Source organism: Rhizobium sp. P1_E1 (assembly GCF_056406015.1).
On the sequence record NZ_JBFUAY010000114.1, the window covers coordinates 1 to 17469 of the forward strand.

Annotated in this window: 12 protein-coding genes and 1 pseudogene; 7 read left to right on the forward strand and 6 right to left on the reverse strand. The window is 57.9% G+C overall.

Going from position 1 to position 17469, the window contains the following annotated elements; translation table 11 throughout:
- From AC1D1Z_RS26365 to AC1D1Z_RS26375, 3 genes and pseudogenes are all read right to left on the reverse strand, one after another.
- Positions 1-374: pseudogene (locus AC1D1Z_RS26365) on the reverse strand (N-acetylglucosaminyltransferase); the annotation flags it as partial.
- Positions 371-1354 carry a UDP-glucose 4-epimerase GalE gene (gene galE, locus AC1D1Z_RS26370; RefSeq protein ID WP_131605365.1) on the reverse strand — a complete coding sequence of 328 codons (984 nt, stop codon included), beginning with the start codon at positions 1352-1354 and terminating at the stop codon, positions 371-373. The pseudogene AC1D1Z_RS26365 and the gene galE, both read right to left, overlap by 4 nt.
- 1 nt (position 1355) lies before the next feature.
- A complete protein-coding gene (locus tag AC1D1Z_RS26375) occupies positions 1356-2378 on the reverse strand; it encodes a UDP-glucuronic acid decarboxylase family protein (protein ID WP_018244214.1) in 1023 nt (340 codons plus the stop codon).
- 386 nt (positions 2379-2764) lie between these two features.
- Between AC1D1Z_RS26375 and AC1D1Z_RS26380 the strand changes: the two genes are divergently transcribed.
- Positions 2765-3079, forward strand: a complete 315-nt coding sequence (locus AC1D1Z_RS26380) for a hypothetical protein (RefSeq protein ID WP_131605364.1) — start codon at positions 2765-2767, stop codon at positions 3077-3079.
- 19 nt (positions 3080-3098) lie between these two features.
- On the opposite strand, the gene AC1D1Z_RS26385 is transcribed toward AC1D1Z_RS26380, so the two are convergent.
- On the reverse strand, positions 3099-3881 hold the full coding sequence (locus AC1D1Z_RS26385) for a helix-turn-helix transcriptional regulator (RefSeq protein ID WP_477852039.1): 783 nt from the start codon (positions 3879-3881) through the stop codon (positions 3099-3101).
- An 846-nt stretch (positions 3882-4727) separates the two neighbouring features.
- Between AC1D1Z_RS26385 and AC1D1Z_RS26390 the strand changes: the two genes are divergently transcribed.
- The 6 genes from AC1D1Z_RS26390 to AC1D1Z_RS26415 all read left to right on the forward strand — a co-directional run bounded on the left by AC1D1Z_RS26390 (position 4728) and on the right by AC1D1Z_RS26415 (position 14054).
- Positions 4728-5669, forward strand: a complete 942-nt coding sequence (locus tag AC1D1Z_RS26390; RefSeq protein WP_018244211.1) for a hypothetical protein — start codon at positions 4728-4730, stop codon at positions 5667-5669.
- A gap of 145 nt (positions 5670-5814) precedes the next feature.
- Positions 5815-7854: a hypothetical protein gene (locus AC1D1Z_RS26395; RefSeq protein WP_477852041.1), complete on the forward strand. Its 2040-nt coding sequence runs from the start codon at positions 5815-5817 to the stop codon at positions 7852-7854.
- 25 nt (positions 7855-7879) lie between these two features.
- The gene (locus AC1D1Z_RS26400; protein WP_247265845.1) at positions 7880-10180 is read left to right on the forward strand and encodes a type I secretion system permease/ATPase; all 2301 of its coding nucleotides are present in this window, start codon (positions 7880-7882) and stop codon (positions 10178-10180) included.
- Between the two features lie 5 nt (positions 10181-10185).
- Positions 10186-11535, forward strand: a complete 1350-nt coding sequence (locus AC1D1Z_RS26405; protein ID WP_026188567.1) for an HlyD family type I secretion periplasmic adaptor subunit — start codon at positions 10186-10188, stop codon at positions 11533-11535.
- A gap of 104 nt (positions 11536-11639) precedes the next feature.
- Positions 11640-12131, forward strand: a complete 492-nt coding sequence (locus AC1D1Z_RS26410; protein WP_018244207.1) for a hypothetical protein — start codon at positions 11640-11642, stop codon at positions 12129-12131.
- Positions 12132-12401: 270 nt separating this feature from the next.
- The gene (locus AC1D1Z_RS26415; RefSeq protein WP_131607309.1) at positions 12402-14054 is read left to right on the forward strand and encodes a GNAT family N-acetyltransferase; all 1653 of its coding nucleotides are present in this window, start codon (positions 12402-12404) and stop codon (positions 14052-14054) included.
- Positions 14055-14200: 146 nt separating this feature from the next.
- On the opposite strand, the gene AC1D1Z_RS26420 is transcribed toward AC1D1Z_RS26415, so the two are convergent.
- Together AC1D1Z_RS26420 and AC1D1Z_RS26425 are read right to left on the reverse strand one after the other, a co-directional pair.
- Complete coding sequence (locus tag AC1D1Z_RS26420; RefSeq protein WP_131607307.1) at positions 14201-16195, reverse strand: glycosyltransferase; 1995 nt, start codon at positions 16193-16195, stop codon at positions 14201-14203.
- Positions 16177-17409, reverse strand: coding sequence for an HlyD family secretion protein (locus tag AC1D1Z_RS26425; protein WP_477852045.1), 1233 nt, complete (start codon positions 17407-17409; stop codon positions 16177-16179). Before AC1D1Z_RS26425 ends, AC1D1Z_RS26420 begins: the two co-directional genes overlap by 19 nt.
- Positions 17410-17469 lie beyond the last annotated feature (60 nt).

Genomic DNA, 17469 nt, shown 5'->3' on the forward strand with positions numbered 1-17469 from the left:
AGCATCGCCTGCAGCGTGGCGCGGACGACGGCAAAGGGCTCGGACGGCGCCTTGGTGACGACCATTGCCACCCGCCCTTCCGGCAGCCGTGCCGCAGGATTGACCGTCCTCGCATCGAGGAAGATCAGGATGAAATAGGCCGGCACGAGCGTGATCCAGGCAAGCACGAGGGTGATAAGCACGAAGGCGGCCCAGGAAATGATATGGGYGGACTGGCACCACCAGATCCAGAAATAACCGAGTGCTGTCAGCCAGCAGAGGATGCCGAAGCCATAGGCGACGCGGTTCCAGCCAGCGAAAACAGGATCGAATGCCTCAGCTGCGGCGGCCTTCGCCGTCCTGGCGCGGTGACCGACTTGCAGTGCGTCGCTCATGCCGTCAGCTCCAGTCCGAAGGTGGGGCCGGCGGTGCGGATGATCGTATCGATATCCGAGAAAACCGGCGAGAAACCGAGCTCCGCCTTCGCCCTTGCGGTATTGGCAAAGAGGACCGGCGGATCGCCAGCGCGGCGAGCGCGATAATTCACGGGGACTTCACGGCCGCTCGCGCGATAGATCGCCTCGAGAATCTCGCGCACCGAGGTGCCCCGGCCAGAGCCGAGATTGACGCTGAGCGAGCCGCCGCCCGCCATCAGATGATTGACGGCGGCGAGATGCGCCTGCGCCAGATCGCTGACATGAACATAATCGCGAACACAGGTTCCATCCTCGGTCGCATAATCGGTGCCGAAGATATCGAGCCGCTCCAGCCTGCCGGCGGCGGCAAGAAGGGCGCGAGGGATGAGATGGGTCTCGGGGTGATGCCGTTCGGCAAGCTCGCCATCGGGATCGGCGCCGGCCGCATTGAAATAACGCAGTGCGGCAAAGCGGACGCCGTAGGCAGCGGCAAAATCCTCGAGCGCCATCTCGAAGATCAGCTTGGTGCGCCCATAGGGATTGACCGGGTGCTGCGGGCTTTCCTCCCGTATCGGCAACGAGGCGGGAACGCCATAGGTGGCGCAGCTGCTCGAAAAGACGATCCGGTCGATATCCTGATCGAGGCAGGCCTCGAGCAGGGTCAGGCTGCCAACGACATTATTCCGGTAATATTTCCTGGGCATGTCGACGGATTCGCCGACATAGGCATTGGCACCACAATGGATGACGCAATCGGGCGAAAACTCTGCAAGAGTCCGGCGCAGCGCGGCGGCGTCGGCAATCTCTGCCCGGATGAGCGGGCCCCAGCGGACGCTGTCGGCATGTCCCGTCGAGAGATTGTCGTAGGTGACAGGGATCATGCCGGCACGCGACAGCGTTTTGCAGATATGACTGCCTATGAAACCGGCGCCGCCGGTGACGAGAATGTAGCGGGGCATCTCATACGACCTCCGCCTTCTCTGTGCCGGCCAGCAGGCCGTCGAAATATTCGACGGTGCGAGCCAGGCCGGTTTCGAGCCCGATGCGGGGCTCCCAGCCCAGCTCGGCCATGGCCCGGGAAATATCCGGCCGCCGCTGACGGGGGTCGTCGGTGACCGCAGGCAGGTGGACGATCCGGGAACGCGAGTTCGTCAGGTCCCGAATGATTTCCGCCAGGCGGCGAACGGTCATTTCGGCTGGATTGCCGAGGTTGATCGGGCCGTTGCAAGCACTGCCGGCAGCCGAAAAACGCAGGAAACCGTCGACGAGATCGTCGACGTAGCAAAAGGAACGGGTCTGCTGGCCATCACCATAGATCGTCAGATCGGCATTGCGCAGAGCCTGCACGATGAAATTGGAAACCACCCGCCCGTCGTCCAGGCGCATGCGCGGCCCGTAGGTATTGAAGATGCGGCCGACCTTAATGTCGACGCCGTAAGTCCGGTGGTAATCGAAGAACAGCGTTTCAGCGCTGCGCTTGCCTTCGTCGTAACAGCCGCGCGGTCCGATCGGGTTGACATTGCCGCAATAGGATTCGTGCTGCGGGCTCTGGCTCGGGTCGCCATAGACCTCCGACGTCGACGACTGGACGACGATCGCACCGGTCTTTCGCGCGCAGTCCAAGGTGTTGACGGCGCCGAGCACATTGGTTAGCAGCGTTCCCACCGGATCCCGCTGATAATCGGGCGGAGAGGCTGGGGAGGCGAAATTGAAGATGAGCGACGCGTCGATATCGAAGGGCTGCCTAACATCGTGCTCGACGATGCGGAAGCGGGTGTTCGATGTGAGATGATCGACATTCGCACGGCGGCCGGTCGAAAAATTGTCGAGGCATATGACGCTGTGGCCGCGCTGCAGGAGCCTTTCGCAGAGATGTGAACCGAGGAAGCCGCCCCCGCCATTCACAAGAACGGTGCGTCGCCCTTGGAGCACCGGTATGCCTGACACTTCAGAATAACCTTCGTTGGGAACGAAACTACGCATTACAAACTCCTTCCCATGTATTTAGTCTTTTGATTATTTATGCACTGCATGCCTCCGTTATCCGCTCTGGATATTCATGAAACTGAGCGTCCATACATGAATAACTTTGTAGTTACTCTCCAGATACCGAATTACTATTAAAACAATACAACGACTTCCGCCAAGGTCAACTTGAAAAATTCCAGCTATCCAAAATAATTACGCAAGTATTCTTCAAAGTAACAAATGATTAATCACTTTCAACGCTTTACCACCAATACGCCTCTCATCCGCCTCTCAAGCTTCACTCAATGCAGCTAATATACGAGGGAAGTCGGGTGATCGGCCGCGCTCAACGGCAAGGCCGGTCTTGCATCCGGAAGCGCCATATGCGAGGGGTTTGGGCTATGTTGAAAAAACAAGATGCAGCGCAGCTGAAAGGCCGGCGTCTTCGCTTGGCGATGTTCGTCTGGGGAACGGCGCTTATGGCGATCGGACAGACGGCCTGCACGGTCGTTGATGACGACATCGCGGTCGTCGCGAAGAAGAGTATCGTCGAGGCGCCGCGCGTCTCCAAGGCCTATGCCTATCCGGAAAATCGCGCCGAGCGCCCGGCCGGGGTCACGGCCCGCACTGTCGCCTATCACGGCTCAGCGCCTTATATCTGCTCCCCAAGCGGCTTCGGACAGAAGTCGCGCTGCTTTGCGCGTCCCTCTATCTGAAGCAAAACTGATCGTTACATCAATTGCGCCACCGACCGGACATATCGTCTTCGCCGGCAGGGTGTTCATTGAAGAAACGGGAAGCCGCTTCCGTGCGGTTTCGGACATTCATCTTCTTGTAGATGTTGCGGACGTGAACCTTCACGGTGTTTTCGGAAAGATGCAGCTTGTCGGCGATGATCTTGTTCTGCGTCCCCTTGCATATGAGATCCAAGATCTGAACCTCCCGGGTGGTCAAAGCGGAGATACTGTCGCGTCTCAGCTTGAGCGCATTGTTGCGCGCCGCATCGACCGATTTTGTCTGATAGAGCGAAGGTTCCAGCTGGGTGTTCTTGTTGTTGAGACGGTTTAGAAGTGCTGACGGAAAATGTTCGCCGCCCTTCATCAGTAGATCCACAGCGGCCATGAAGACGTCGAGCCGGAGGTTGAGCGGCAGGACGCCATCGATGATCCTTGCCTCCACCAGCCGGCTGACATAGGGCTCGAGCATGTCGATAGCTTCGACGACAAGTCCGATCGAGGTTTCAGGGTGGTTTTCGCGGGCAGCCTGCAGCGCTTCTTGAAGCTCAGGGCCAGGTATATGATAGAATAAAACGAGCTTCATATCGCTGGTATCTTTTTCCAGCATCGGCTTTGTGCTCRTTATGCTTGCTACTTCACAGTTCGGAAATTTCTTCGCCAGTGCTTCTACCATGCATTCCGAAAACAGATCCGCCTTGGCTACCACTAGTATAGTATCTCCAGACGAACTCAACTTCCTTCCTTGGTCCGCATTCTCCATTCCAGACCCTGTCATGAACATATACGCCTCCCCTAGCGTTACACTTTACTCAAACGTGGAGCGATGGCGGGTATTAAATAGTATGAAATGTCGATCCCGAATGTCATCGCCTTATTTTTTAGACATTTCYTAATTATGTTAATACGGATTGAGAAGGAAGGAAATGGCCCAAAGTGATTAGTTTTAGCGGGGGAAAAACGATACGATACAAAGCCTTGGTTGTATTTTCACTTCGATAGATACTTCAAGGTTATATTTGCTCTGACTATAGCTGAACAGCTTAATGTAATATTTCAGTACAGATTGTCATAATTTCGTCATGCAGGGTGGTGGCCGGATACAGGACGGGGAAACATCGAGAGGTGCCCCTCAACCCGGCAGCGAATGCCGAGAGCCCCGAATTCTCATTGCCCGCCGACGCTCCCGCCGAAGAGATCTTAACGCTCCAACGACAGGGGCTATCCAGGGCTAGCCGGGCATGGCAGATCCGCCTTAGCCCGAATTGATGTCTATCGGATCCGCATTTTTTCCAGCAATCTGTGATCGTCGTCCAAGTGGCGACATGGAAAAGCCATGTACTGTTTAGCGTTTTTATACATGGCCTCCATTTAGGGCAACTCAACGAAAAGAAGACCTGACTACTCCTTATCCATTTCAGGATTCGGAGCCGGATATGTGCGGCCTTGTACTGAGTACGTACGTTCCCAATACCAACGGTTTGATCAACAAATCGCGAAGAAGCCGCAGATGACTAGTACCGAATACATCTGCCGATGTTAACCGCATCGGAGCGAGCGCGAGTAAAATCCCATTTGAGATGAGAGGGATTTCGAAAAGCTGCTCCGGTTTTTTTCTGGAGAAACTTGAATGTCTGACGACATCGAAATCACGAAGGTCGGGGCGCTTGCCGACGGCTTTGCCAACAGCGCTATCAATTCAACTGAAGTTGACGACGGCTCGACCGGTTATGTCGGCGGCGTCGCCAATGGCGACAATCGCGACAATACCGACAACAGCGTAGATGTGGACGTCAAGGCCGAGCTCTCCGCAAATAATGGCGACAACCGCGACAACGAATATGACTGGAGCTACAAGTCCGACGACGATACGAGCACCAAGACCACGACGATCACCGACTCCAATAACGACTACGACTGGAGCTATGACAGCAAGTCGTACAGCGACAACGACACCGACACCAAGACGATCACGGACACCGATACGAAGACCGTGACAGACACCGACATCAAGACCATTACGGATACGGATACCAAGACGGTCTCCGACAGCAACAACACGGCCGACAGCTTCAACAAGACGGATACCGACTTCGCCGTCATCGAAGACGTCAAGGACTTCGACAATCTCGGCGTTGCCGGCCACGACCTCACCTTCAACCTCGGCGACGACTTCTCCTTCACTCTCGACGTTGACAGCATCCTCAACAATTCGCTGTCCGGCGAGGGCAACGACAGCGGCTTCAGCGCCGTCCAGGCGAACCATCTGGCTGACCAGGACCAGGCCTGGAACATCAAGATGGACAATGGCGGGGCCGACAACCATCTGAAGGCCGATGGCGGCCACGCCGATAGTGCAGAAGGCATTGAGATGGACGGCAAGGGCTGGGATCTCAAGGCTGGCGACGATGCCAATGGCTCGAGCACGGCCGACGCTTCGGCCATCCTTGCCAATTCCGGCTTCCACCTCGAGCTTGTTCAGGGTGCTAACCTGCTCAGCAACACAATCGACTCCAGCGTCATCGGCGGCAATTCTCATGTTTCCGACGTCGGCGAGGATACCAGCACCTGACACGGACCTCCAACGACCAAGACGAGCTGCACCGGCCCCGGCCGGTGCAGCTTGATTGCTTGAAAACGGTTTGACGACCACACCGCAGCTCCCAGCGAGGGGCGCCCAGAAGGCCGATCGTCATTTCGAATGGGAGGGCCGAACCATGCATATCGAGAAGATTTCGGAAATCATCGCGCACTTCATCGGTCTCTTCGAGATGACGACCGACGAGATGCGGTTGCGCACCAACTATGCTGAAGGCGCAGGACCGGGCGCGGATGGACCCGTTCTGCCGGATCAGGATGCCTATACGGCTGCCTTCTCTTCCGATCTTCAGCTCAAGGATTACGATCCAGGCGTCATTTACAAAAGCGGCAGCTACGAGATCGAATATGGTCCGGCGCGCCATTTAGGCCGCGTCTTCGAAGAGAGCCTCGAGAAGCTGGCGGCGATTGCCGCAAAGGACATCCCGTTACCGCATTTCGGCGATCCCACGGATATCGTGCTCATGGATGAGCCGGAACTGACCGTCTTTGCCGGGCCTGGCTCGACGATCAGTCATGTCCTCCAGGTCAACGTCCTCTACGACGACGATTATCTCGACATGACGAACGGCGTCCATGCGCCGCGAGACACGACTTTTGTCATCGAAAAGCTCGCGGACTTCAGCACCAAGGCCGAGATCTTCACGCCTTTTTCGAGCCTCCACAGAACCGACACCTATGATGGCGCGCTGAAGATCGCCCAGGATCTCGAAAGCTATATCCAGAATGCCCAGAATACCGAGGACAGCGGGACAACCTCGCCCAGCACCGACGCGACGCATCATTTTGTCACCACCCATCCCGCGGGCGACGGCCCCATCGTCTACGTCAATGGCAAGGCCGAGACCGATATACCCGTCCTCGACGACTTCCTGCCCGACCGCGGTCTCGCCAAGCTCCAGGAAGAACCCGACGACAGCAATTCGTCCGTCGAACAGACAGATCCCAGCGGCAGTAGCCTTGATGTGACCGCCGGTGCAAATCTCCTTGTCAACGTCGCCTCGGTGATCAACACCGGCGTCATTACTTCGGTCACCGCGGTAATGGGCAACTACCACCAGATCGACGCGATCTCCCAGGCCTTCGTCTACAGCGATCACGACGAGATCGCCTCGGCGCTGCGCTCATCCGGCCATTCGGCCGAGGAGGCGGGAACGGTCGCCAAGAATATCGCCATCTTCGAACACAGCACCTTCGAAGCATCGAGCCACGCCGACAGCGATGCTGCCGAGCCGACGTTCCCGAACAGCTGGCGCGTCAGCGTCATCGATGGCGACGTCTCCTTCGTACAGTGGATCGAGCAATATCACTTCGTCAGCGACAACGACACGATGACGGTAACCACCTCGGGATCCGAAGCCACGGTTCTGACGGGCGGCAATACCTCCATCAACTTCTCCTCCTTTTTCGGGATGGGCATGCAGTATGATCTGGTGATCATCGGCGGCAATGTGCTCGACATCAACAGCATCACGCAGATCTCGCTGCTCTACGACAATGACTGGGTGCGGGCGGAAGACGGCGTCRATCCCGGCGCCGACATCCAGACCGGCAACAACCTGATCTGGAATTTCGCCTCGATCCACAATGTCGGGACGGACAGCCCCTTCGCGGCCATGCCGGACTATATGGTCGAGGCGCAGAAGGCGATCGAAGATCGCGATCCCAATATGCCCGAAGGGCTGTCGTTCGACGTGAATTTCCAGGGATATGCCGGCCTCAACGTGCTCTATATCACCGGCAATCTCTACGACATGACGATCATAAAACAGGTCAGCATTCTCGGCGATTCCGATGATGTGACTCAGGCGGCATCGACCATCCTCGACAACAATCCCGATGCAACGGTTACGATCGACACAGGCAGCAATGCGGTCATCAACATCGCCGAGATCGTCGACTACGACAGTTTCGGCCAGACGACCTATCTGGCGGGCCAGCTCTATTCAGACGCCATCCTCATTCAGGGCGGGCTGGTGGAGCATGACACGACGCAGCCGCAGCCGGCCGACGACAGGCTCGCCAACGAAGTTATTGCCTTTCTCGACAACGACGATCCGGCGGGCAGCGATTCTGCGGACGGCGTCATCAATGCCGGACATGATTTTTCATGGTCGTCGGCGCACCCCGCCGACGTAATGCAAGCCATGGTCGCGTGACCTTGAGTATTGCGGAGGAACCACGATGAACCAGATTTCAAAACAAATCTTTGCGGCAGGCAGCGCCCTCGATCTGAGGTCGGGTAATATTCCTTCCGCTGCCCCCTCGGACGCTGCGATGAGCGAGGTGTGCATCTCCGCTATCGACCAGGCGGTCGAGAATCTTCGCAGGCTCAGTGGCGCCGTTGCTTCGTCTCCCGATGGCAGCAAGGAGACGATCGAAATCGCGGCGCGCGAGGCTGCCGATATCGGAGGCGCAAGTGCAACTCAGCCGCCCCTGACGCAGAAAACAGTGCCGGCGGAAGCCTCGAATGTGAAAACGGCGCCTCCTGCCGCAGTGGCGCAGAGCCCGGCGACAGCAGAACCGGTGGAAGCACTCGCCCAGCCGCGGATCGAAGCGCGGGTGCCCCCCGAACTGCCGAAAGAGAAGACCGAGCTCAAATCGAGCCCGACGATGCCCTTCGGCAAGACCATCGAAGGCGAAAGTGGCCCGATCAGCGAGAGTGACAGGCGGCTGCGCACCGGCGGCGGCGGAAACGGCAAGGATTCCGATCCCGGGGGCGGCGGGGGCGGGGGCGGAGGAAGTGGCGGCGGTTTTCACAAGCGCAGCGAGCCTGTGAATTTCGCCGCCAGCCTCTCGCGTGGCATGGCGGCGGTGCGACGCAACATGGTGGTCGTCATGATGTTCACGATCGCCATCAACGTCCTTCTGCTGGCAATCCCGCTCTATCTCTTCCAGATATCCGACCGGGTGCTGACGAGCCGCTCCATCGATACGCTCGTCATGCTCTCGATCGCCGTGATCGGCGCCGTGCTGCTGCAGGCCTTCATGGATTCGGTGCGGCGCTTCATCCTGATGCGCACCGCAGTGGAACTCGAAGTGCAGCTCGGCGCGCCGATCCTCAGCGCTGCAGCGAGAGCATCGCTGCATGGCAGCGGCAAGGATTATCAGACGCTGCAGGACCTGCAGCTTTTGCGGGGCTTCCTGACATCCGGCACGCTGATCGCATTTCTCGATGCGCCGCTGATGCCGTTCTTCGTGGTCGTCGTCTATTTCGTGCATCCGCATCTCGGCATCATCATCATGACCTGCTGCGCGGTGCTTTTCGTGATCGCCTACCTGAACCAGAAATTCACCGCCCGGCAATTTGCCGAATCCAACGGCTATCTCAGCCGGGCAAATTTCCACCTCGATTCCATGTCGCGCAATTCGCAGATCATCAACGCAATGGCGATGATCCCCGAAGCGGTGAAGATGTGGGGCCGGGAAACGGCGGGCTCGCTGAAATCGCAAGTCGAGGCGCAGGACCGCAACATCATCTTCTCCGGCATATCGAAGGCCTGCCGCATGATCACCCAGGTCACCCTGCTCGGCTGGGGCGCGCATCTGTCGCTTTCGGGCGAGCTGACGGGCGGCATGGTGATCGCCTCCTCGATCATATCGGGACGCGCGCTGGCGCCGATCGAAGGCGCCATCGAAGGCTGGCACCAGTTCAACCGGTCGGCCGCCGCCTATGGCAGGATCAAGAGCCTGCTCTTGAACTCGCCGTTGAACTTCCCGCGCCTGCGCCTTCCCAATCCCGAAGGCCGGCTCGATGTCGAACGCATTCTCTTCGTGCCGCCGCCGCAGAAGAAGGTCATTCTCAACGGCATCTCCTTCTCGCTCAGGAAGGGGGAATCGCTTGCAATCATCGGCAATTCCGGGTCCGGCAAGACGACGCTCGGCAAGATGCTCGTCGGCTCGATCGTCCCGACATCGGGAAATGTTCGCCTCGATCTGATGGATCTGCGCAACTGGGACCAGCGCCAGTTCGGCGAAAGCATCGGCTATCTGCCGCAGGACGTGCAGCTCTTTCCCGGTACGATCAAGGCCAATATCTGCCGCATGCGCGACGACGTCGACGATCATCAGATCTACGAAGCCGCAGTGCTGGCCGACGTGCACGAGCTCATCGCAGGCTTCCCCCAGGGCTACGAAACCATCGTGGCGGCCGATGGCGCTCCGCTCTCGGGCGGCCAGAAGCAGCGAATCGCACTGGCTCGCGCCTTTTTCGGCAACCCCAAATTCGTCGTCCTCGACGAGCCGAATTCAAACCTCGATACCCAGGGCGAGGCCGCGCTTGCCAGGGCGCTGATCCATGCCAAGAAGCAGGGCATCACCACCGTGACCATCACCCAGCGCCCGGCCCTTCTCCAATGCGTCGACAAGATCCTCGTGCTCAAGGAGGGCACTGTCGCCATGTTCGGGGAAAGGATCGAGGTGCTGCAGGCGCTTTCCAAGAACAACGGCAATAACGGTCAACAAGCACCGCGCATCGAAGGATGAACGACATGGGACGGAAAAAGCAGGAGACGACCGGTCCGGTGCAGCTCGAATGGTATAGCGACGTGCCGCGCTCGATCCGGATGCACAGCATCGTCGGCCTGACGGTACTCTTCACCTCGTTCGGAGGCTTCGGCTTCTGGGCGGCGACGGCACCGCTTGCTTCCGCTGTTATCGCGCAAGGAAGCTTCGTCGCGACCGGCAACAACAAGATCGTCCAGCATCTGGAAGGCGGCATCATCAGGGAGATGCGCGTCAGCGAGGGCGATACGGTCAAGGAAGGCGATATCCTGCTGACCCTCGATCCTACAGCGTCCCGCTCGAATGAGCGGATGCTGCAGCTTCGCCGGCTGCGCCTGGAAGCTGTCGTCGCAAGGCTCCGCGCCGAAGCGCAGGGCCTGCGCGAATTCCAGCTTCCCGATATCGTGATGAAAGAGGCAAGCGATCCCGACATCAACGCGATCATCCAGAGCCAGAACGTCGTCTTCCACAGCAAGCAGATCAAGCTCGAAGAACAGCTCAACCTGATCGAGAAGAACATCAAGTCGCTGGAATACCGTTTCGCCGGCTATAAGGGCCAACGAGAATCCTTTGAAAGGCAATTGTCGCTGCTGACCGAGGAACGCGATTCCAAGGCCCGACTGGTCAAGGTCGGCTATATGCGCAAGACGGATCTTCTGGCCATCGAACGGGCGATCGCCGATGCGATGGGCGACATTGCTCGACTGAATGGTGAGCTCAACGAGAGCGAGGCGGAGATCGCCAAATTCCGCCAGGAAGCCGTCATCGCCGTCAACTCCAATAAGCAGGCGGCACTCGATGCACTCGAGACCGCCGAAACCGATCTGGACAGCGTGCGCGAACAGATGCGCGAGGCCGCCGGCGTGCTCGAACGCACCACCATCCGTTCGCCGGTGTCGGGCACGGTCGTGCGCTCCTATTTTCACACAGCCGGCGGTGTCATCACGACAGGCAAGCCGATCATGGAGATCCTGCCGGCGCATGTGCCGCTGATCCTGGAAGCGCAGGTGCTGCGCACCTCGATCGATCAGCTGCATGAGGGCGAAACGGCCTCGATCCGCCTCACGGCGCTCAATCGGCGCACGACCCCTGTTCTGCAGGGCAAGGTCTTCTATGTCTCAGCCGATTCGATCGAGGAAAATTCGGGAGCTTCAGTCAAGGACGTCTATATCGTCCGCGTCGGAATACCCGATTCCGAGATTGCACGGGTGCACAATTTCCATCCCGTTCCCGGCATGCCGGCCGAAGTGCTGATCCAGACGTCGGAACGCACCTTCTTCGAATATTTGAGCAAACCAATCACCGACAGCATGTCGCGGGCTTTCAAGGAACGCTGATCGCCCGCGATCCGGTAAATGCGACGGACTTGCCCGTTGTTCTGATGTAATGTCCATATGCCATCCTTCATGGATGGATCCCCTCCGGGGAGAAAGGGTCAAGCATGGCGGCGATGTCCGATGTCCTGTTGCGGGTCGGCCGGCTGAACTATGTCTGGACGAACACCGAAAGCCTGCTGATCTACATCATCGCCCATCTTCTCCGGGTCGAAAAGGAAGCAGCAATCGTCGTGTTCCTGACGCTCAACACGACGCGCGCCCGGATYGATCTCATCGAACGGCTTTCCAAGCTCGCTTCGACCTCTCCTTCCGACCGCAAGGCGATCCTTTCGGCCATGTCACGGCTGAAGAAGGAATCCAAGACACGCAACAAATACAATCACTGCATCTATTCCTTCGACGATAAGGGAGAGATCTCGAGCACGCAGCTGATGCGGCTCGTCGAGGACGACAAGGAGATCCGCTACGGCAAGATCGAGCAGATGGACGCACGCGAGATCGACCTTCTGGAAAAGTCGATCGCCGAAATCGTCGCCATCAGCCGGACGCTCTGGGCCTTCATCCATGCGAGCCCGCAGATCGCCGGTGAGCTCTGACCTAATCCTTATGTATGCATGTTCTCAAAACCGCTGCACACTTTCGGGCGATGTACATTGAAGCGCGCCGTCCTCCAAGAGGCGGTACGCTCTATCACTCTGAATCTATGCATGATTTCCACCAAAAACGGGTCGCGATTTTGGGTTATACGCCGGCTCCGGACTAATCACATTTAGGTCCTGCAAATCATCCGGACGGTTTATTTGAAGATCGGTGTTTGCCATTAGAATGAAATCTCCCGAGTGACGTATGGGGTATTGGGGGGCGGCATGCGCATAGATATCATCGACACCATTGCCGGGCTCGAGGCGGTACGCGACAACTGGGATCAGGTCTTCATGGAAGACCCCGACGCGCAGCATTTCCTCTCCTGGATCTGGCTGAAGAATTATCTGTCCCGCCGACGCCGCTGGTTCATCCTTGCTCTGCGCGAACGCGACCCCGAAGCACCTTATGTCGCCTTCTTTCCGCTGCGCCTCATCACGCATCTGAACGAGAAGACCGGGCTCTTCTACGACGAGATCATCATGGCCGGGAATTTTGCGGCCGATTATACCGGTCTCATCGTCAGACCGGATTACGAGCATCATGCCATTGCCGGCTTTGCTTCGTTTCTCAAACATCAGAACTGGACCGACCTGAAGCTCGAATATTTCAGCGGCCCTGCCGGCCGGCGCGAGAAGATGATCGAGGCGCTGCAGGGACCGGAGGTGATGTTTCGCGACAGCTCGCCCAAGAACAGCGAGAATATCGACAATACGATCTGTCCCATCGTCCCCCTGCCGGCCAGCTTCGACGACTATCTCGAGCAGCGGATGAGCAGCCAGACGCGCCAAAAGCTCCGGCGGTTCCTGCGCAAGGTCGAAGGCGACGATATTTACCGGATCACGATGGCAACTCCCGAGACCATCGATCGGGACATGGACATCCTCTTCAATCTCTGGCGGATCAAATGGAGTGCCCGCAAAGGCGCGGAGCGGACCGAGCGGCTGATCATCACCACGCGCGAGATGCTGATGGACAGCTTCCACTGCGGCAATCTCGAGGTGCCGGTCTTTTGGCATGGCGACCAGCCGCTCGGGGCGCTGGCGAATATCGTCGACCGGCAGAGGAAGGCCATCCTCTTCTATATCACCGGCCGCGACGAGAATTGGAAGACGCCGTCTCCCGGCCTCATCCTGCATGGATACTGCATCCGGCGAGCTATTGAGCACGGCTTCAAGACCTATGACTTCCTGCGCGGAAACGAACCCTATAAGTACATGTTCGGGGTGGAGGAAAGGCGGATCAGCTGCACCCTGTTCCGCACCCGCAGCGGCCAGAATCTGCATGGCGTGCTCAACCCGCGCAGCATTCGTTTCGTCTATGAACAGGCGCTCGACATGTACCGCAATGGGGCCCGGAGCAAGGCGGAGATCGCCTTCAACCAGGTCCTGCAATCGGCTCCAGGCCATACCGGCGCGGAATTCGGGCTCGCCAATCTGCTGTTCGACCGGGGCAAGCTGACAGAGGCACTGGCTGCCTACAAGGCCCTCGTCGAGCAAGCGCCCGATCCGACGCCGATCCATATGCGGCTTGGCGACACGCAGCTTGCGCTACATCAATATGAGCAGGCCGCAGAGACTTTCCGCCGGGTTGGCGAGATCGGGCCGCATCTCATCCAGGCGCATTACAAGCGCGGTATCGCCCTTGCGGCCAGCAAACGGCTGGCCGAGGCGGAGACCGTCTTCGCCGCGATCCAGGAGGTGCATTCGGACGATCCGGCCGCCCTCGACTATGCCGTCAAGGCGGGTGTTGCCCTTGAACGGATCCGCATGAGTGCCGAGGCCACCGCTCGCAAGACGGACGTCGTGCCGGAGACCCTCGCCCGCTGGAGCCGCGGCCGTCATCTGAGCGAGCGGCGCCGCCTGCGGCTGCATTGACGATTGTTGTGGACGCGCGATGCCCAGTGTCCAAACACACGAAAGCCCGCACGAGGCGGACTTTCGTGTATCTGGTTGCGGGGGCAGGACTTGAACCTGCGGCCGGCCTGGCGATTGGCCGGCTGCCGGGCCGGGAAACGCCTCGCTCAAAGCGTCCGGGTCCGACCGAATGTCCGAAGCAGAAGGTTGATCGAGACAGCGACTTTGTCAATGTCACGAACGTCCTGGGAGTAACGCCCGGTATAAAGTTTCACGATCATTTTATCGCGGGGCGAACCGCTAAGATTGAAAAAAAGGTGCAGGTAGAAGGCCTCCTTGTCGCCTGAGCGGGCAATGCTCCTTCGTCTTTGGGTGACCGTCCTTAGTTCGGTCTTGAAGGGCGAGAACCCCTCGAGCGACAGCGTGACATCGGCGGATGCAAAGCGCGTCTCCGGTGGCACAGCAACGACTGCCTTGTCGAGCGCCAGACTGACTATGCGGCCGGAAACACCGTCGACGTGAACCGTTTCGTCAAGTTTGAACGCATCGAAGAGCCGTCGCGGTTTTTCGAAGCAGATCAAGGACGCAATAGCGAGAACGAGAATGTTGATGCCCGACCAGCAAACCGCAATCGGCGAGAACTGCGCCTCGATATGGGAGGTCTCAGGGACAATATTGATGACAAGACCGATGGCCGTCGCCACGATCAACGCCGCTATCCAGGCAAGGCTGTATCCGTCAAATCCGATCGCCTCGTTGCCGCTGCCCTTCGGGGTCACCCTGAATGGCTTGCCGAAGGGACGCACCACACTGGAAATAACGGTTGGCAACATCCGAAACGTCGAAAAAGCCCCGACGGCACTCGATACGACAGGCAAATATCGGGTCGGTGTTATCCAGAGCATCAAAAGGAAATAGGCCGTCAGCAACGGCACCTGATGGGAGATATAGTCTGCAGCGTTGGTGAAGTAGAGCGGCAGCAAGCCGAACCAGAGATATATGATCGGGATGATCAATATCGTAAAGCGCACCAGATACTGCACCAACCACGACAGCGGAAGGAACATGATGCGTTGAAAAAGCGACAGACCAGGTCCGCGCAGTGGGCCGTTGTGAAGATAAAGTGTTTGAATTCCCCCCTGACACCAGCGCTCGCGCTGTACAAAATAGCCAGTCAGATTCTCAGCGGCCAATCCCATCGACAGGCGCTCATTCAGGTAACGGGTCTTGTAGCCCTTGTTGAGCATGGAAAGGGTGGTCAACAGATCCTCCGTGATGGATTCCGTTGGAAACCCCCCAATCTCATCGATCGCCTTGCGTCGCGCGATTGAACATGACCCACAGCAGAAACTGACGTCCCAGATATCTCGGCTCGGTGCAATTTCATCAAAGAACAAACGCTGCTCGTCCGGCCAGATATTTTCGAGGCCGAGATTTGTTTGCACCGGATCGGTATTGAAGAAATGCTGTGGCGTTTGAACGATGCCGATGGTCGCATCGGAAAAGAAGGGAAGCGTCCGGCGCAGGAAGTGACGATAGGGCACGAAGTCAGCATCGAATATCGCGATGAAGTCGCCGGAGCTGACCTTCAGACCATTGTTCATGTTGCCGGCTTTGGCATGGCTGTTGTCGGGCCGTGTGACGTGGATTGCTCCCTTCTCCTCGCAGTAGGCCTTGAGCCAATTACGACGCTGATCGTCGAGCACGTAGACTTTCAGCTTGTCTTGCGGATAATCGAGCGCAAGCGCCCCTATGATCGTCCGTTCCAGGACGTCGAGCGGCTCGTTATAGGTAGGAATGAACACATCCACCGTGGGCAATTCATCCTCGTCACCTCTAAAGAAGTCTGGCGCGAGCCTGTCGGCTTCTGCGCTCCGGTCCACGTATCGACTCATCAAAACCAGGAAGAGCACGACTTCGAAGAATGCGAGGATTTCTACGATGAACAGAAACCAGACCCAGTAGAAGTTGAGGCCATTGTTGGGATAGGGAAGTACCGTCTCGAATAACCGCCAGAGTATATAGCGCAACGCAATGGCGCCAACGACCACGCATGTGATTGCGCGCGTCGAGCTATAGTTACGCGACCAGTTGAAAGGCCCAAGCAAAAAGAACGCCAAAACCGAAAATGTCGGAGCCAGTGCTATGAGATACTGAACCACAGGCTCTCTACCCAGTTCCATATGTGGAGGTTAGGTTTGGGAAGGCGCACCTGAACAGAACGCCCCACCTGACAAAAGTTCGCATAATCCGTATTGAGAGCGGAGGGAGCCAGACCGACGCGTATTCGATCGTTGCGTTTGGTTGTTTCGGGCTGATTGGCTGCCAGCGTGTCCTTCTCGGCGACCGCGGAACTGCCTCTTACCGATAGGACAACGCCTTTGAAGGCCTCGCCTCCGCCTAACAAGCGCACCTCCGCAGCAAGGCCTGGATAAATCTCTTGGTAATCGACCTCCGGAACAAGGATATCGACGAAAAGATCGCTGCAATCGAGGATGCGCATCAGCTCGGTATTGAGGATGACGTTCGAGCCGTTGACGATGTTGCTACTCCACACGACTCCGTCGAAAGGTGATGGATCTGATGCCGAAGTGAGACTGCGGACGCGGTTTTCCTCCTCAATCAGCTGCATCTGTACCTGCGCGCCCCGTGTTTCGTTTTCGGCGATGCGCGTATTGAGATCGTTGATCCGAACGATGACCTCATCCTGTCGCTGGCGAGAATAGGGTACGTCGTTCTGGCCGTCACCGAAAACGAAAACACCCTTGCGAACGGCTTCCAGCTTTTGTTCGAGCTGGGCTACGGTCAAGCCACTGATTTCGAGTTCGCCCCCCGCCGCTTCCCAGGCGGCTCGGGCGGACTCGACCATCTTGGTGGACAGGATACCCTTCGCCTCAAGCGCGRGCCGCCGGTCAAAGTCGACTTGCGCGACATTGTCCTGCGCCTTGGAAACCTTGACCCGTTTGTTTAGAATTTCAACTTGTCGCTCCAAGTCGGCAACGGTTGTCCGCGTAAAGACTTCCATGCGTGCGCCCAATTGATCACGAAGCCTTACAAGCTCATCACGTTCCCGCTTTAGCGCCGCAACATGTTCGACAGCAGTCATGTGGTCGGCCTGCAGCGAAGTCAGTATTGCGCGGTTCACGCGGGCATTGTGTATCACGGCGAGCGGCGCTCCTGCCGACACGCGCGCACCAACTTTTGGGGGCGTTTCTGCGACTTCACCGTCGATAGGAGCGTTCACGATCGCAAATCGCGCATTGACTGTACCGTCGAGACTTGTAAAGCCAGTTAGGCCGGGCAGCAGAAGGACGATGGCAAGCGCGAACAGTAATATGCCGATCAGAATGCGGGTAATGCGGTGGTTCCAGATCATTGGCAATTCCAAAATCATCAACCGCAAGGCACTCGTGTGAGGCTTGCGTAACTGCAACCA